The organism is Photorhabdus aballayi, assembly GCF_026153155.1.
Lineage (GTDB): Bacteria > Pseudomonadota > Gammaproteobacteria > Enterobacterales > Enterobacteriaceae > Photorhabdus > Photorhabdus luminescens.
This window is the reverse complement of the sequence record NZ_JAPFCD010000047.1, coordinates 19,442-37,277: the sequence shown is the minus strand read 5'-3', so window position 1 is coordinate 37,277 and position 17,836 is coordinate 19,442. Positions and strand designations below refer to the sequence as shown.

Annotated in this window: 15 protein-coding genes; 6 read left to right on the top strand and 9 right to left on the bottom strand. The window is 37.1% G+C overall.

What is annotated here, in order from left to right; genetic code table 11:
- Positions 1–97: 97 nt before the first annotated feature.
- The 6 genes from luxB to OO184_RS18915 form a co-directional block, all read right to left on the bottom strand.
- Entirely contained in the window at positions 98–1,081 is a 984-nt protein-coding gene (luxB, locus tag OO184_RS18940) for a luciferase subunit beta (protein WP_265380516.1), read from the bottom strand.
- Between the two features lie 14 nt (positions 1,082–1,095).
- Complete coding sequence (gene luxA / locus OO184_RS18935) at positions 1,096–2,178, bottom strand: luciferase subunit alpha (protein ID WP_265380515.1); 1,083 nt, start codon at positions 2,176–2,178, stop codon at positions 1,096–1,098.
- Positions 2,179–2,226: 48 nt separating this feature from the next.
- Entirely contained in the window at positions 2,227–3,150 is a 924-nt protein-coding gene (locus OO184_RS18930; protein ID WP_265380514.1) for an acyl transferase, read from the bottom strand.
- A gap of 12 nt (positions 3,151–3,162) precedes the next feature.
- Positions 3,163–4,605: a long-chain-fatty-acyl-CoA reductase LuxC gene (luxC, locus tag OO184_RS18925; protein WP_265380513.1), complete on the bottom strand. Its 1,443-nt coding sequence runs from the start codon at positions 4,603–4,605 to the stop codon at positions 3,163–3,165.
- A gap of 528 nt (positions 4,606–5,133) precedes the next feature.
- Positions 5,134–5,598 carry a hypothetical protein gene (locus OO184_RS18920; protein ID WP_265380512.1) on the bottom strand — a complete coding sequence of 155 codons (465 nt, stop codon included), beginning with the start codon at positions 5,596–5,598 and terminating at the stop codon, positions 5,134–5,136.
- A complete protein-coding gene (locus tag OO184_RS18915) occupies positions 5,570–5,854 on the bottom strand; it encodes a hypothetical protein (protein WP_088373101.1) in 285 nt (94 codons plus the stop codon). Before OO184_RS18915 ends, OO184_RS18920 begins: the two co-directional genes overlap by 29 nt.
- A gap of 282 nt (positions 5,855–6,136) precedes the next feature.
- Between OO184_RS18915 and OO184_RS18910 the strand changes: the two genes are divergently transcribed.
- Genes OO184_RS18910 through OO184_RS18890 form a run of 5 tightly spaced genes read left to right on the top strand, consistent with a single transcriptional unit; the run spans position 6,137 to position 10,907 of the window.
- Positions 6,137–7,162, top strand: a complete 1,026-nt coding sequence (locus OO184_RS18910; RefSeq protein WP_265380511.1) for a beta-ketoacyl-[acyl-carrier-protein] synthase family protein — start codon at positions 6,137–6,139, stop codon at positions 7,160–7,162.
- Positions 7,152–8,882, top strand: a complete 1,731-nt coding sequence (locus OO184_RS18905) for an HAD-IIIC family phosphatase (RefSeq protein WP_265380510.1) — start codon at positions 7,152–7,154, stop codon at positions 8,880–8,882. The genes OO184_RS18910 and OO184_RS18905 overlap by 11 nt, the downstream gene beginning before the upstream one ends.
- Positions 8,872–9,114, top strand: a complete 243-nt coding sequence (locus OO184_RS18900) for an acyl carrier protein (RefSeq protein ID WP_265380509.1) — start codon at positions 8,872–8,874, stop codon at positions 9,112–9,114. The genes OO184_RS18905 and OO184_RS18900 overlap by 11 nt, the downstream gene beginning before the upstream one ends.
- Positions 9,089–9,802: a 2-oxo acid dehydrogenase subunit E2 gene (locus OO184_RS18895; RefSeq protein WP_265380508.1), complete on the top strand. Its 714-nt coding sequence runs from the start codon at positions 9,089–9,091 to the stop codon at positions 9,800–9,802. The genes OO184_RS18900 and OO184_RS18895 overlap by 26 nt, the downstream gene beginning before the upstream one ends.
- A gap of 7 nt (positions 9,803–9,809) precedes the next feature.
- Positions 9,810–10,907 (top strand): alpha/beta hydrolase, encoded by a 1,098-nt coding sequence (locus OO184_RS18890; RefSeq protein ID WP_265380507.1) that lies wholly within the window; start codon positions 9,810–9,812, stop codon positions 10,905–10,907.
- Positions 10,908–11,270: 363 nt separating this feature from the next.
- Here OO184_RS18890 and OO184_RS18885 read toward each other — a convergent pair whose 3' ends face one another.
- Together OO184_RS18885 and OO184_RS18880 are read right to left on the bottom strand one after the other, a co-directional pair.
- The gene (locus tag OO184_RS18885; protein WP_265380506.1) at positions 11,271–13,022 is read right to left on the bottom strand and encodes a carbamoyltransferase family protein; all 1,752 of its coding nucleotides are present in this window, start codon (positions 13,020–13,022) and stop codon (positions 11,271–11,273) included.
- A gap of 640 nt (positions 13,023–13,662) precedes the next feature.
- Entirely contained in the window at positions 13,663–14,349 is a 687-nt protein-coding gene (locus tag OO184_RS18880; protein ID WP_265380505.1) for an SDR family NAD(P)-dependent oxidoreductase, read from the bottom strand.
- Positions 14,350–15,122: 773 nt separating this feature from the next.
- Between OO184_RS18880 and dauA the strand changes: the two genes are divergently transcribed.
- Positions 15,123–16,838, top strand: coding sequence for a C4-dicarboxylic acid transporter DauA (dauA, locus tag OO184_RS18875; protein WP_265380504.1), 1,716 nt, complete (start codon positions 15,123–15,125; stop codon positions 16,836–16,838).
- A 105-nt stretch (positions 16,839–16,943) separates the two neighbouring features.
- Here dauA and kdsA read toward each other — a convergent pair whose 3' ends face one another.
- Positions 16,944–17,798 (bottom strand): 3-deoxy-8-phosphooctulonate synthase, encoded by an 855-nt coding sequence (gene kdsA / locus OO184_RS18870; protein ID WP_265380503.1) that lies wholly within the window; start codon positions 17,796–17,798, stop codon positions 16,944–16,946.
- Positions 17,799–17,836: the final 38 nt, after the last annotated feature.

Sequence of the window (17,836 nt, the reverse complement as noted above, 5' to 3'; positions counted from 1 at the left end):
TGCCTCTTTGTTGGCTGCACTCACTCACCCCAGTCACATCGTTATCTATGCTCCTGGGGATTCGTTCACTTGCCGCCGCGCTGCAACTCGAAATCTATTAGGTATATTCCATGTGGTACTTCTTAATATTATCATCAACAATATTGATTACATTTTTTTGGCGCATCAAATCATTCATTGGTTCAAAGGACAGTAATACACTTTTCGCACCACACTTTTCAATTGCCAACTTAGCCGCAGTTATACACTCCGTATAATTTCCGACAGCATTTTCTGCAATTATTTCTTCAAGTTTATCTTCGAAATTTTTATTAGGGTGCATTTCAAGAACATAATCACGGATAAATGCACGTGTCTCTTGTTTAGCTTTCTTACTATCTTCGTTATAGTTAACTAATATCATTAACTGATGGTCTATCTCTGATAGGTCAACGTCATATTTATCAGCAACGGCTTTATATCTTTCAGCATATTCATATCTAACATCATTAGAATCATCCCACTTAAAGATGAGAGGAATACCTTTTTTGGCCGCCCACTCAACAATATGATAACTCGTTGCTGTTACATATTTCCGAGGTCCGCCGGGCGTATAAGCATGGGGGTTTACAGATATTTTCGGGAAACTATAAAAGTCGTTATCTGGATTACAATAGCCTGTTGTTAAAGCATCGTTAATGATTTCATAACACTCTTCAAATAGTTGCTGTTGATATTCAACCGGGCGATTAAAAAAATGCATTTCATCTTTTTTTTCGCAATCACTAAACCCTAAAATAAACCTCCCTTCACTTAACTGATCCAATAAGCAAGCTTCCTCCGCTATTCGGACAGGATGATGAGTTGTAATGATGTGATTCAATGAACCAACTTTAATTTTCTCCGTTAAACCAAGCAAAAAACCAGAAACAGTCAGAGGAGCACCGACAACACCATTACCTGAAAAATGATTTTCATACACTAAAATCTGTTCAAAACTCAACTTGTCAACATACTCCGTTATTTCCTGCATGCGAACTATACTTTGTTCTTGATCAGTTGTTGAATTGATGAAGTTAAGGAAGAACAATCCAAATTTCATTTCTTTCTCCTTAGCTAATATAATAGCGAACGTTGTTTTTCTTTAAGAAATGGCATGACATCAGACTGGAAAAGCTTCATGGAGGCAATAATTTCATCTACAGTTCCATTAGCTTCAAACCCACAACAAATATTTGATATTCCTGTGGCATCAATGTCTTTTTGAATTATGTCAATACATTCCTGCGGCGTTCCCACGGGATTGATTTCATAGCTGTAATCAATACGGCGATTAGTATCTTTATGTCCTTTTAATACAAAGTCACGCCACTGCCCTTTATTGAAATCATAACCTCTTGTTTGGTCTGAATCATCAAAAATGGTCGTGGCATTCACATAAGAATCATACCAATGTCCCAGAAATTTCCGGCAAATTTCTTTCGCTTTAGTTGAATCATGATCTACAGATGTTATATATGATAAGCAATGGTCGATATTATGAATATCATGCCCATATTCTTGAGCCACTTCATTATAGAGCTCAAGTTGTGCTTTTTTTTCGTTAGTATTTATAATCCAACTTAATATCATCGGTAAACCAAATTGAGCGGCCCACTCAGTCGTCGAAGCTGATTCAGCGACCACATAAACAGGTGCGCCGCCTTTACTATATGCCGTGGGGTTTACTTTTACCTTATGGAACTTGATATGTTCATTATCAGCTTCCACATATCCCTCTGTCATGCCATTCTTTATTAGCCCGTACCAGCACTCCGCTAAGGCGCGACTGTTATTCATATCTGTGCCGAATACGCGAAAATCCTTGTTGTAAAGCCCCCGACAAATACCAAACCGAAATCGTCCTTTTGACATTTGATCCAATAAATTCACATCTTCAAGTTGGCGTACTGGATGGGCTGTGGGAAGAACAATAGCGGCAGTCCCTACATTCAGTTTTTTAGTCGCGCCAAGTAAATATGCAGCAGCGACATAAGGGTTACCAAGCAAACCAAACTCCGTGAAATGATGCTCCAGTAACCATACGGTATCAAAACCACACTCCTCAGAGATGCGACCTAATTTAACCAAACGTTTCATTACCTCTGTTTGAGAAAATTGGGGAGGTTGGTATGTAAGCAAAAAGTTTCCAAATTTCATAGAGAGTCCTTATATTGCTATTTGAGTGATAGAATATCTCAATAGATTTTAAGACAGCGAAATTGCTTGATTTTCAATCTCAATTTTCATTCGGCGTTCATTGACTGTCGCAATAGTTAGATGTTCAAATGACGGTTCAATAATATCAACATCAATATCCAGACGATCATTATCCATCGCGATAGCAGCTTTCGTAACCGATTGATAAAAATTGCGCAGGACCACTAAGTTTTCACTCAAGTCATGCGAACTTCCTAATAAAGAATATATCTTGCATCGATTACTACGAATATTTGATAACAATGTGACAACTTCATCTTGCTTGACCCAATTATCGTTATTTGCAGTAAAAGCAATAAACGGTATATCAAGATACATCATGTTATTAATTGTAGAAGTTAAATCTTCCCAGCCAAAATCAAGACAATCTCTCGCAAAGACTTCAGCACCCAATTTATGACCTTCAAAATCTAGATTATTCGGCAATTCATCAATGGGTAAGCTGAGATAATCAAACCCTAAAGCTCTTTCAAGAGAATACCTTAAGTTAACAACACCGACCGCGGTGATTAAAAACGAAGCATTGATTTCAGATAGGCTTGCATAAGCTATCCGCGCAGATAAGCTTGAAGCTAACACACCGAAGTTATTTATTTTTCGTGTAGTTAACCAATCAACCACTGCCAACAAGCTCTGCTTTCCTATAGACATTGTAAATTCATCAATTGTCCCTGAACTCAATCCAACGTGGTGAAGCGAATCATAGCGGATCACATGAAATCCATTCCACGATAAATATTCCGCCAGACCAGCAAAATGATCCATCCTTCGGGCAAAACCAGACGCAATAATAATGGCATTCTTTCTCTTCGGGCTGTTTTCTTCTGGCAGCGTTTCCCAAACATGAATTTTTTTATTTCCTTCAACACAAATAACGTGGTCGATGGTTTTATATTTTGATTCATTTTCCATACTTTTTACCTATTATGGGACAAATACAAGGAACTTATCTTCTTCCAGGAATCGAGTCTGTTCTATTTCAACCGCAACATCCTTGGCCGTATAGTTAGATGGCCTTTCATGAGAAATATATGTCACTAATCGTTGTAGCGGTCTCATTCCGTCATGAGATCCACCAACTCGAAATATGTTATTCATTCCTGCTTCTACAATCCTTTCCGCACCTTTTAATGCTAACGCATCTCGATATTTAAATGATGACTCCCAAGGAAAAATAGATATGGTTTGCGTTTTATTTTTTTGAACATAAGGCAATATTTGCTCAATATTATCGACGTGATGAAGGTAAACACATCTGCCAAGTGGTTGATTAAATTCCACACCTGCATTTGACTCAATAATCATCCAACGTTGATGAATATCCACTTCTACTTTTAATCCAGCAAACAAGCTTTCTTTTTGAACTAAAGAATAGGCCGCCTTTTCATCAAAATCTTTTTTGGCGTTTGGTAATATATGCGCATATAGATTAAGTTTTTCTATCAACGCTAGCTTAAATTCCTCATACTGATTTCCCATGTAATATATGTTTTGGGCAGAAAAACAAGCTCGCTGATCGTAAAAACAAACATCATGAGCCGCACCTGTCGCTGCGGACGTCAAATCAACAGGGTTATCGATAATGCAAAGACTTTTTTTAGAGCTAAATTTAATCACATCAGCATAGGATGGCGCATGCTCTACAGCCCAATTAATTGCATCTGGCCCTCCCCAGGCGACAATAACATCCGCATGTTGCATAATTCCTTTTGCGAGTGAGGTATCACCTTGATGGGGCCAATATACAACAGATAAAGAGCGCGTTATCGGATGATTAGGGTCTACATCGATAAAACTTAACGCTAATGCATTAGCTGTAAAAGGATCGGTTGACGATGTTTTTATAATGCACTGATTTTTAGTTAAAATTGCACGTAATATAGACATGATCCCGGATAATGGGACATTACCTGCCAACAGATGTACAGATTTACCTTTCGGAAAAGCCTTAATATAACTCTCATCCTGAGGTAGCCATTCATCCATGATATGGCGAGAACCAAGTTCATTTTCTACAACATCATAAAGGCCGCCTTTAGAACATAAAATCATAGATATCCAATTGGCCTCTAGCTTGGCCATTTCTTCTGAATATCCCATATATTTTTTTAAGTCACGAATGTATGTCCGACGTCTTGAATATTCTTCATTTTTCCATCTTTGCCCTACCGTATAGAGAAAATTGACAATGTTATGCAATCGTAATTTATTATTTTCATTATAATCAATAATGTTTTTCACATGAAAATCATTCAATATTGGTAGGTAAACACTATTATCACCAAAATTAATGGATTGCACTAAATCATCACTTTCGGGAAAGATTTCAACCTGGCCGTTAATAATGAATGAAATTTTTTTAGTCATATTTGCCATCCATTTAATGGGGGTAATTTCAATTTAAGTTGTTGTTTAACTATCTTGCTAACTGGTCGTACCAATATTTGCTTCTTATGTTTTTGTGTTATGACGATGTAAATAACAAATATATAGAAAATCAGATTCTGACTACGTGGTTCCTGGCCTGTAACTTTCGTCATAATTATGATAATAATCTAAATTTTCTGCTCAAAGTTTCCAATCTGACTGAATAGATCGTCAATATAATGCCTATTCCAGTTTTAATACCTGTTAAAATAGCAAAGTAAAATTTTCATATCAACAAGATTTGTTAATAAAAAGTTTAAATTAAAAGAGTCACTTTCTTCTTTAATGCATGATAATATTTATGTAAATTATTAGCCTGAATATAATTTCACAAATTCCGATAGAAATAGATTGAATGGCAATCTAATTTTCACCGACAGATTTTTAAAGAAGAGCTTAAATTCAAAATACCTGAGCTTTTTATTTGTATACGCCTACGATGGAGGGTTTATAACCCTCCAATTAAAGCTATTTTTTGAGGTGTGCTGCGGCTCGTCGCACAGCATCATAGTAGCTGGCTGGTAACGTCCCCATACGCGGCGTAATAGGGATTGGCAGCGCACGCCAAGCTGGCGCAACTTCAAACCAGTTAGAATCATAAAACAGTTTTACTTCGTTATTTAGGTTAAATTTTGTGTCGTAAGCAAGGCCTGTCAGTTCAAAATCAATGTCCGTTGTCTGAATAAGAAATTCGCCAGGGTAAATCTGATGGGTTTTCTGCAAGGCGCCGTAAACCACAATCACCGCGTGATCAGTAGGAGATACAGCAATTACTAACGCCGGTCGAGGTTTCGGTCCCGGCATCCCGACGCTTTCAGGAAACCGGCACCACACAATGCTGCCGATAGTGGCAAGGGGAGTAAACCTGATCGTTTTGTGCTGCTGTGCCATCATTGCCTCTCGATCAGAACAGGCGTTGAGTGAAGTTATCATCCGCGATGTCGCTAGCGGCGCTCGCCTCACGGATGGCACAGATCTGCTCATTGCTCAATGGTCCGTCATCTTTCTCGTAGTGCGGTAGGTAACGATCTGCAAAGTTGCGCAAGGCAAGATGTGCGATCTCAGTTTTACTCATACCAGTGACTTTAACCAGTTCATCGAGCGTCCCGGCGCTAATCCCAGTGGGCGTATCCTGACTACGTAAGCGGATCAAGAAACTGGCTGTGGTTTTTCCTTGGGCATGGTGCATGATGTGTTCTCCGAGTCATGACAAAATAATGTATATCAATTCTATATCATGATAGTATATTGATATACAATCACTAAATGACCATCACTCACTCAACGCTGTGCACCACCACAGTATCGCCTTCACTTACGAAATTCAGTAACTCGCATTTGTACAGATTGTACGTCCGCGACAGGTACACTGTGGATTATTCAGCTTGTGATCATTATCTCAGTAACTTCTTTACACCCGAAAAACATAAGATATACTTATTAATAAAGAATAAAAAATGGGGGGGTAAATATGTACATATCATCAGTAGAGACATATCTTCCAGGCACTAACATAACGAATGAAGAACTCGGTAAATTAATTAATTTCAAGTCACAGTTAATAGAAAAACTATTTGGTAATTATGGACGACATTTTTCAACCGATATACTGACAGGTAAGGTTAACAGTAATACATCCGATCTCATCTCAATAGTTTTAAAAAAACTAATAGAGAAAAATAAAAACAGTTATCATGACATTGATTTTATTATAACATCAACTGCAACACCTGATTATTTATTGCCAACTAGCATCAATGAAGCATGCTACAAGTTAGGGATAAAAAATATTGAAACCTATCAGATCATAGGAGGATGCTCAGGAGCTGTACAAGCATTAAACCTGGCAAAATATATATTAGAAAGCGGCTTTCATAAAAAAGGAATCGTAATAGGGGTTGAATGCTCAAATAAATTTCTTAATGTATTTGATTCGAGCAATCAAAAAATAGACACCAGAGAAGTCGTAAATTATGTTCTCTTTGGTGATGGTGTGGGAGGCTGCATTCTATCTGGCGAGGAAACAAGAAACTCTCTAACAGTAAATGAAGTTAGTTACAAATACATAGGACTGAATGAAAAAATAGGTCAACTCGCTAACTGGAAGGGAACGCGGGAAAATATGAATTACTCCCCTATGTTACAAGAAGAATATAAATTAATTGAAAAAATAGTTCCTGAACTTATCGAAGATAGTTTTAAATCATTTTTAAGTGAGAATAACCTCAAAATATCGGACAAGATGTGGCTAATGCCGCCACAGTTATCTGGAAAAATGGTTGATGTAATATGTAATAAAATCGAATTTCCTAAAACACATATTTTATCCAAGGTCGCTGATATAGGAAATTGTGCAAATGCAGCTTTATTCTTTCAGTTAAAAGAGTTTTTTGATGTAGCAAACGACGGTGAGGATGGCATAGCTATATCTATAGAATCATCTCGTTGGTTAACATCAAGAGTTCATGTAAAAAAAGGAGGTGCATATGCCAAATAGTATTTTAAACAAAATGATTTCAGGAAAATCTATAGAGCAAGGCTCTAAGCAAATTATAAATAGTTTAGCTCTTTGCAATCTCAGCCACAAAGCATTACAACCTATACTAAATTATGAAGCCACAAATCTGAATATCCATTTAAGATTTATGGAGGCTGATTACAGCAATTATTTATCATATGTGTCATTAAACCAATCTATAATAAAAGATTTCAATCCAGATATTGCCTTAATTATTCATGACGAATCATTTTATCTCGATGAATATGGCACATGCAAACCGATAGATGATGTAAAACAAAATATTGACAATATAAAACTGGATGTAAAAAGAGTTATCGATATATTTTACGATCTCGGAATAGATAAAGCTAAATTCTTTGTGTCATCATTACCCTACCGCGCTCATAACCTAAATCAATATCTAAGCCTCGATGACAGAAAAACCTTTCAGAGGCTGGTTTATAAATTTACCGAACACATAGAAAATAGCAGTTCTGTATTTCAAATTATAAACCTGAATGAGTTTAATAGTAACACCACAGAGAATATATATAAAACACATAACACGGTTGCGTCTTTAGAGTTTTTAAATTATGTTGCAACAGAGACAATAAAATTATTAAAGCTAATTTCTGGTAAATCCTTGAAATGTATAATCACAGATTTAGATAATACATTATGGGATGGTATTATAGCTGAAGATGGTTTAGACAATATTCTGACTTCACAAAAGGCCAGCGATTTTAATATTTATCAGAGATGGCTATTAAGGATGTACGAGCAGGGTATTATTCTGGCAATAGCGAGTAAAAACGATGAGATCATCGTAAGAGAAGTCTTTGAGAAAGCTAATGGTAAACTAAAAATAGACTGGGATAAATTTTCTTTTACATCAATTAACTGGAATAGAAAAAGTGATAACATAAAGGGAATATGTAAATATCTAAATATCAACCCAGAGCATGTTCTTTTTATAGATGACACAAAATATGAATGTGAAGAAGTTAAATTGAATGTTCCCGGCATTACTGTCTTTGAGTTTTCAGATAACATAATGGAAAATATCAAAAGAATATTAAGTTTCGATTATTTTATCAAGAGTAAATTAACAGATTCAGATAGAATAAGAAATATAACATTTTCCCAAAATAAATTACGCGAAAAAATTCGTATTGCATCAAAAGACAATAGCGATTTCTTAAAAAGTCTGAACACGACTTTAACTTTTACAACATATCCAGAGTCATATATTGAAAGAATTTCTGAATTAACATTAAGAACGAACCAATTTAATATGACAACAATAAGAATGAATATAAAAGAGGTAAGAGACTTTCTTGCAGTAAGCTCCAATAAAATTGTCGTATTCTCATGTAGAGACAATTTGGGTGATTATGGAGTTATTGGATGTGCATTTCTGTCTTTCTTTGAGAAAACATGTTTAATAGAAAATATCGTAATGAGTTGCCGAATATTCGAACGACAAGTTGAATTTGGCATAATGAATATAATCGTGCACATTGCTAAAAAAAAGAATTGTGAGTTATTCACGGCCAAATATACAGAAACAAACAAAAATAAAAAATTTAAAGATTTTTATAAGAAATGCGGCTTTCTAAACAAAACAGATTATTTATACCAAGTTAATTTATCGGAAATAAAGATTTATGACAAACACACTTATGTGAATATTGAAGGAGTCCTAAATGAAATCTGATAATTTTTTGACACTTCTAAAGGATAAAACCGGTATGCAGTTTGAATCAAGTGACCTTGATTGTAATCTTTCAAATCTTGACGGCTGGGATTCATTAACCTTTGTGTATATGATAATAAAATTAGAAAATGAGAAAAATATCAAATTTGAAATTGAGAAATTATTAGAATGCAGAAATTTGCGCGAAATCCTTGAGGCGATGAACAATGAAATTAACAAAAATACAAAGTAACAGAAAACAGACTCTAATTTTTTTAGATATCGTAAATGGAATTAAGGGGGTTACCCTTGTAACAAAAATAAATATATCGCCTTGTAAAATGAGTTATGCAACATCAGTATTAATTAAAGCAATTGGTGAGACGTTCAAAGAATTCAGACATCTTAACTGTATGGTGAAATATGGTAGTAGCATAAGACTAATTAATATGGAAGCAATCAACGCAAGGTTAACCATATCCAAAGAAGACGAATCGCAAGAAGGCATTTATACTTACACTATTGAAAACGCAGATAAAAAATCAACAAATACTATATACGAAGAGATATCTTTAATAAAAAAAGAAGGACTCAAAAAACAGACTTCCTATAGGAAAATCAGATTGATACAGAAACTTCCACTGTTTATAGGAAGATTGATATCTAAATGGTTGATATTCAAACCTAAAAATCAAGCATCTCTGTTTGGTAGTTTCACTGTGACATCCTTCGGTAAGGAAAGTCAGAATCTTTGCATCCCTATATCCGGTTCTACATTTACATTTACTCTGGGTTGTCCAGAACAAACAGAAAAAGACGTATATAGCTGTAATTTAGTTATGGTTTTTGACCACAGAGTACTTGATGGTGTCGAAGCCTCAAGATTTCTTAATAAAGTAAAATCTAATTTTATGGAATACGAATCAAATTTATTTTTGTGAGATAAATATGAATAAGTTAGATGAAATGAAAAATTACGTAATTTTACATGCAAAAACTTTGGGAATCTATAGAAGAGTTAGTAACTTGCTTTTATCTATAGATTCATTGTCAGATGACTCATCATCTGGCTGGGGCAATGTTTTTTGGAAGGAAGCCAAAAACTCAGAAAGAAATGATAATCATAAAGAAGCGTTAGGATTATATAATATTGCAAGATTCCCTTATCCGGCGACGACAATTCAACATCGTTCCTATGATGACTACATTAGCTTGTTTAAAAAAATGTATATAGCCACTCACAATCTGGAAGAAAAAATTACCTCGGACAGGCGTCAGCGATTCTATATCAAACATGGAAAAACAAAAGATATTGTAATTATATGTGGAGGAATAATTTCTTTGAAAGAGCAGTGGATAAGCGCATTAGATATTTTCCACTCTCTTGATCTTACAGTCATTTTGACTGAAATGCCATGTGTTGGTGAAAATGAAATAAACTTTAACATCGAATCATTTAGCATGTTTTCAGACATACTTAATGTAATAGATTTTTCACATGAAAACCGGTGTCATTTACTGGCGATGAGTTTTAGTGGCTACATCGCATTGAAGAATAGTTGTATCGATGACAGAATCAACACTATAACTATGGTTGGTGCGCCTATATATGATCTCTACCACAATGTTAAAGCATTTAAAAATTTACCAAAAATAACCAAAGATGTTTTGATAAATAATATTAATAAAATCAACCAAGAAAAAATATACACAGATGCTGAGCTATTTAATTTTCTGGACAATGAATTTACTCCCGTTGAAAAAATAAATAAAGGTCTAAAAGTTTTTTACTTGCAAAGTAAATATGATGAAGTTATTTCTTTAACAGAAACATCACATTTAGAAAATAAGTGTTCATTTTTCAATAAACTATGCTTGCCCGATGTTCATGGATCACCAAACTACCATAAGACAGTAATTTTTTATATTATTTGGAGTGTGCTTAAGTCTATGAACAAGAAAGTATGCGCTAGGATTTTATTAATTACCATGATATTTACATCAAAAATTATATATAGGTTTAAAACTATTCTTAATAGTGATTGACTGTCCGCGATGAATGACGGCTATATTGCCTGATATTAAGTGGAAATTGACCTTCCAAGAAAGTAACTCAAGCTTACTTTGATGGGATGTTTACGATAGTGGTTAACACTCTTGGTTTAGTTACAGGCTCGCCGCCGAAGATATTCCTTTACTTAAAACTTACAAAAGTATCTCATCAATAAACTCAGCAGCTGCATATAAACTATCAAAGAGCTATCAGTAAAATAATCTCTATTTTGCAAATAACAAGGATGTGTTCCCATATTATCAAATATCATTTTCAGATATTTTTTTAAGATGACAAAGAAACACATCTTATCCCAAAATTAATTATTTAACATTTTAATCAGGACGCCATCAAGGTTATTCTTTCCAGACGACGAACCCCTCAATATAGAGCTTATCCAGCGAGGTTTTCAAAAATGTCTCTATTGCAATCTCAGGTGACATAATAAGCGGCTGTCCTCTAACGTTAAATGAAGTATTCACCAGACAACCATAACCGGTTATCTTCTGTACCTCTTTCAATAATCGCCAAAAAGTCGCGTTAAAAGTACGTTCAACAAGCTGAATACGCGCCGTTCCATCAGCATGAATAATACCTGACACCGGCTCCAGCATTTCTGGTTTTACTTTGGCGGTGCAAAGCATATATCGAGTCGGCATTAAATTACGTGTCTCAAAAATAGTGTCGCAATCCTCATCCAAAATTGCCGGAGCAAATGGCCGGAAAGCCTCACGGAATTTCACTGTGCTATTAATCCTATCCTTTATTTCTTCACCTGCCGGCAGAGCTAAAATCGAACGGTTGCCAAGTGCTCTTGGACCAAATTCCATTCGATCATGGAACCAGGCAATGATTTTATCTTCTGCGATATCTTTAGCCGCAGAAACAAAATAATCATCATTCAGTCCCAAATAACGCCATTTCATTCCCGCATTGCCGCCATGCCGGAATAATACATTACGGACTTCATCGGTGGAGAAACGAGGGCCAAGATAAGGATTAAAGTAAGAATCTGTAACATTGTGATATCTACCCGCCACAAAAAGCGCAGCGCCCAAAGCCGAACCATCATCACCCGATGCCGGTTGAACAAAGACGTTCTCCACACCATCAAGCTGACAAAGGACTTGGTTTGCTTTGCAGTTTAAGAACGATCCTCCAGCAAGACAAAGTGATGTTTCACCGGTTTTTTGCAGCCAATAAGTCACTAACTGTTTCAGCAACAGCGTAAATTTCTCCTGTAATCCGGCAGCAAAATCTTGATGCATATCCAGCAAAGGGTCATCTTCACTTCTCAACGTCAAACCAAACATATCGCTCAGTTGTGCCATTGCAGCGGGAAAACCATATTCCGCATTATCAAATGCTTGCGGTAACCAGTTTATCTGTATCGTTCCATTCTCTGCATCGAATTGAGCCAATTCATTGAAAATATCGCGATATCGCTCAGGGTTACCATATGCGGCAAGTCCCATGACTTTATATTCATCATTATTAAATACAAAGCCAAGGAACCGGGTACAGATAGAATAAAACATGCCTAATGAAGAACTAATTGGCTGGCTATATAATTTCTGGAATTGCTGGTCTTTAGCAAGATAAACGCTTAAGGATTCTATTTCACCCATACCGTCTGAAATAATACACAATGCAGACGGAAAGCAACTGGGATAAAAGGAGGATGCCGCATGAGCCAAATGATGATCTACCCCTTGAAAACGTGATTCGATATTCTGCCATCCCTCAGCAGCCAATGCATTAATCACCGTTTTTCCACTAAAAACCTCATCGAATAATTTTTCATTCGACATGAAAAAGCGACGATAATTATCATAATTAAAGCCGTGAGCAATAATCTGTATATCATCTTGCACGAGACCCGCTTCCGCCAAACAATAGTTAATAGCATTAGCAGGAAATCTCCCCGTTCCTTTCTCTCCCGTAAAACGCTCTTCCGCAGCCGCTGCAACAATTTTTCCATCAATAATTAAACAAGCCGCACTATCGACTCCCTGACAAATACGTTCGTCTAATTTACTCACCTCTGGATTACTCTCTCGCAGAAAACGTTGAGCATTAGGAAGGCCGCTGATGCCTAATATAACCATTTTCTTCACCTCCAAATTGTTATTTTTCTTTCATAAAAATATAAATATACACTTTATACTAATAGCCAATTTTGTATTACACGGAATCAAGTCACCTTGCCAAACAACGTAATAATATTATTATCAACAAAACCAAATTTATTATTTTTATATATTTAAAATTATTCTTCATTTATATTTTACGAGCAATTAAATTAATATTCAAAACCCTCCGTAAAAATATATATCAAAAAACACACTCCGATTAACTGTCTACAATAATTATACCTATTGGGATATACCCGTTATCTTTCAAGTTGCCTCTTTGTTGGCTGCACTCGCTCACCCCGGTCACATAGTTATCTATGCTCCCGTGGATTCGCTCCCTTGCCGTCGCGATACATCTTGAAATCCATAGGGTATAGACTCTCATTTACCCGATAAAATAACTCACAAACAAGATAAAGATATCTGATAATTAGTTTTGGTCCCTATTCCAAATAACGTAACCAACCATTGGAATAATGACCAATAACCTTTTCTCATTAAAGCGATTGACAATATTAGGCCAGGTGAAGAAATACATTTATCATAAATCCAACCTACTATTCCAGATAATTGATGAAAATATGCTTGCAGATCACGATTTATGATATTGTTATTAACCACGTAATCCCCCATCAATGCAAAGGGATGTTCCTGTGATATAGGTTGATGTACTCAATGTCCCCACACAAAAACTGGCAATTTCATCAACATCCGCCATTCGTTTTAATGCGGCGTTTCTGGCGAATTCCATCTTTTTTTCTGGAGAAATATGACGCAACATACCACCATCAACATATCCCGGCATGACAGTGTAAGCCCTAATATTAAAACGGCCGTAGTCATTAGAGATGTTTTTTACCAATGCATTCATGGCTGCTTTCGAACAAGAATAAGCGGTGGCTCCTCCACGTAAACTTGCTGTAGAAGAAATAAATTGCATCACGCCATTACGATTCTTCATAAAATGTGGCAGCAAATACTTTGCTACTCTTGCTGCGCCAAACAAGTTGACATTGAAAACATCATGCCAACCCTCAATATCCTGAGCATGCAATAAGCCATCCAATGACATTGCCGGCGTATAGATAACCGCGTCAATACATTTCATCTTTTCAATTGCAACGCTAATGGTTTCTCTAACACTGTTATCCGACATAACATCTAAATAAATTTCTTCATTACGTGGCTTACGTGAAGTACCTAATACTTCATAGCCGCTCGCAACTGCATGCCGGCAAATTGCATTCCCAATCTCACTTGATGAGCCAATAATAAGTATCTTGCTGTTATGTTTATGCATTTAAACATTCCTACCTTACCTAATAATTATTTTCCAACAGTAAACCCTACTTTAAATAAAGCATTCAGAATAAATATCATCTAAACAAGAAAACATTTTTAACTTATATATTTTTAACTTATATATTTTAAACCTACATACTTTCAACGCATATATTCTTAACTTACCTATTTTCAACTCATTTAATCCATATAATTCTATGAGTCACCCTAAATAATAGGGTGAGTTCTTATATCTGTCAAATTATTAATCTAATATTTAAGAGATATCAAAGCATTGGTTAAATTACATCCAAAAATTAAATGAAAACCATCATACGTAAAAATATCCAATATAGCTAATTTAATCCGGTCATAATCAATACATGTGGTGAATGCATAATTAATTATTTAATTTCCTAACAATAACAATTGAAAATTGTAATCAACCCTGTTAATTCATAATAAAAATAAAAAAATAAATTTCATAATTAATAGAGAAAACATATAGCTTCAAATTTAAAAATATTAATTAGATTCTCTATAAAGTGAGTTCAACAATATTCACCAATAAGAATAGATACTTAATAGAAATCGATTCCAGCATACTTTACAGCGATAAGAACACTATTCTCCCTTTTACTTTTCACTTCCCTGCCGTTAAGCTATTAACATTAAGTTTGATTTATAGCGCTATCGCTTTGAACTAAAAGCACTATTTTTGTAGTTTGGTCTTGCAATTCGGCTGTAACAACCTTATTGCTTTTTCCCTCTATATTTTTGGTTTATGCACAGATGAAAACTCGTAGAATGAACGGCATACGGCCGTTTAGTGCTGTAATTGATGCTTGTTGGAAAGAAGCCTACTCTTTTGCTCGTTTAACTAAAGATATTATCGCTGGTATTACTGTTGGTATTATCGCCATTCCACTCGCTATGGCGCTGGCAATCGGGAGTGGCGTCGCGCCGCAATATGGGCTTTATACCGCCGCTATCGCCGGGATAGTAATCGCGATCACCGGCGGCTCACGCTATAGTGTTTCCGGCCCGACCGCCGCTTTCGTTGTCATTCTTTATCCGGTCTCTCAACAATTTGGTCTGAGCGGTTTGCTCATTGCAACCTTAATGTCAGGCATTATTTTACTGGTGATGGGATTAGCCCGCGTTGGTAAATTGATCGAGTATATTCCTCTACCCGTAACACTCGGTTTTACTTCCGGGATCGCAATAACTATTGCAACTATGCAAGTAAAAGATTTTTTTGGCCTGCAATTGGAACATATGCCAGAGAATTATATCAATAAGGCTGCAACGCTATTTCATGCACTGCCAACACTGCATTTGAGTGATACGCTGATTGGTCTAACAACGCTTGCCATTCTGATCTATTGGCCCAAGCTTGGACTGAAATTACCCGGGCATCTCCCCGCTCTCATTGCAGGAACGGCTGTGATGGGGATCATGAACTTATTCGATCAACATGTTGCTACCATTGGCTCTGAATTCAGTTATATATTGAACGACGGTACCCAAGGGCAAGGCATTCCCCCCATCCTGCCGCAATTTGTTTTACCGTGGCATTTACCCGATACGGGTTTTCATCAGGTTGATATCAGTTGGACAACGGTTTCAGCCCTATTACCCGCCGCCTTTTCAATGGCAATGTTAGGTGCTATTGAATCACTACTTTGTGCTGTGGTTTTGGATGGGATGACCGGTAAGAAACATCACTCAAACAGTGAATTGATTGGTCAAGGATTAGGAAATATTGTCGTGCCATTCTTCGGTGGTATTACCGCTACCGCCGCCATCGCCCGTTCAGCCGCCAATATCCGAGCTGGCGCAACATCACCGGTTTCAGCCATTGTTCACTCTCTGCTCGTGTTATTAACTTTACTGGCATTGGCGCCCATGCTCTCCTATCTTCCTCTGGCCGCTATGTCCGCTTTGTTGCTCATGGTCGCCTGGAATATGAGCGAAATACATAAAGTTATCGACCTAATGCGCCGTGCGCCAAAGGATGACATCATTGTGCTGGTGCTTTGTATGTCGCTCACCGTACTGTTTGATATGGTTATCGCCATTACGATTGGTATCGTATTAGCTTCACTGCTATTTATGCGTCGAATAGCCAATATGACTCGCATTAGTCAATTGCCACAAACAAATGTCGCTCAAGGTCTGCTGGTTGTCCGTATTAATGGCCCGCTATTCTTTGCCGCCGCTGAACGCATTTTCACGGAATTAAAACAAGAAAGCGCCAGTTATCAGACCATCCTCATGCAATGGGATGCCGTTCCTGTACTGGATGCAGGTGGGTTGCACGCTTTCCAACGCTTTATTGATGAAGTGGGTAAGGATAAATATATCGCTGTTTGTGATATTCCCTTTCAGCCGTTAAAAACACTGGCCCGGGCCAGAATTCAATTGGTCGAAAATCACCTTAGCTTCCATGCGACATTGCCACGAGCAATGGAAGAGTTGAATTTCAATAGCAAAATGGATAACTGAAATTGCCAAACAAAATTTTAATGACTCTTGTTGCAAAAATAATGGCGCTGTAAACCAGCGCCAAATTTCTTCATTAATTTGATGTCACAACATCAGAAAGCCGCTTTACTTACTGGTATCCAGTTGAGGGAAACTTTTCACCACATCATCAATCGCCTTCATCTGGCTCAAGAATGGCTCAAGTTTTGCCAACGGCAATGCTGATGGACCATCACACATCGCATTCGCAGGATCAGGATGCGCTTCAAGGAACAGGCCAGCAATACCGACTGCCATACCCGCCCGCGCCAGTTCAGCAACCTGAGCACGACGACCGCCAGACGCAGCACCAAATGGATCGCGGCATTGGAGTGAGTGGGTGACGTCAAAAATTACCGGATGCCCCCCCGTTGCCTGGGCCATAACATTGAAGCCCAACATATCCACCACCAAATTGTCATAACCAAAGTTGCTGCCACGGTCACACAAGATCACCTGATCGTTGCCGCCTTCTTTGAATTTTTCCACAATATTCCCCATCTGCCCTGGGCTGATAAACTGGGGTTTTTTAACGTTAATCACCGCGCCAGTACGCGCCATCGCCTCAACCAAATCAGTTTGACGCGCCAGAAATGCCGGCAGTTGGATGACATCAACCACTTCCGCCACCGGTTGCGCCTGTGCCGGCTCATGCACGTCAGTGATGATTTTCACACCGAAAGTTTGTTTCAGTTCCTGAAAAATCTTCATTCCCTCTTCCAGACCTGGGCCGCGGTAAGAGTGAATTGATGATCGGTTTGCTTTATCAAAGGAGGCTTTGAAAACATAAGGAATGCCCAATTTTTGTGTCACTGTCACATAGTGCTCACAAATACTCATGGCCAAATCCCGTGACTCAAGAACATTCATACCACCAAAGAGAACAAACGGCAGATCATTAGCGACCTTGATATCACCAACATGAACCACTTTCTGTTGCATACTTATACCTTCCGTTAGGGGCCAATAAATTAATGAGA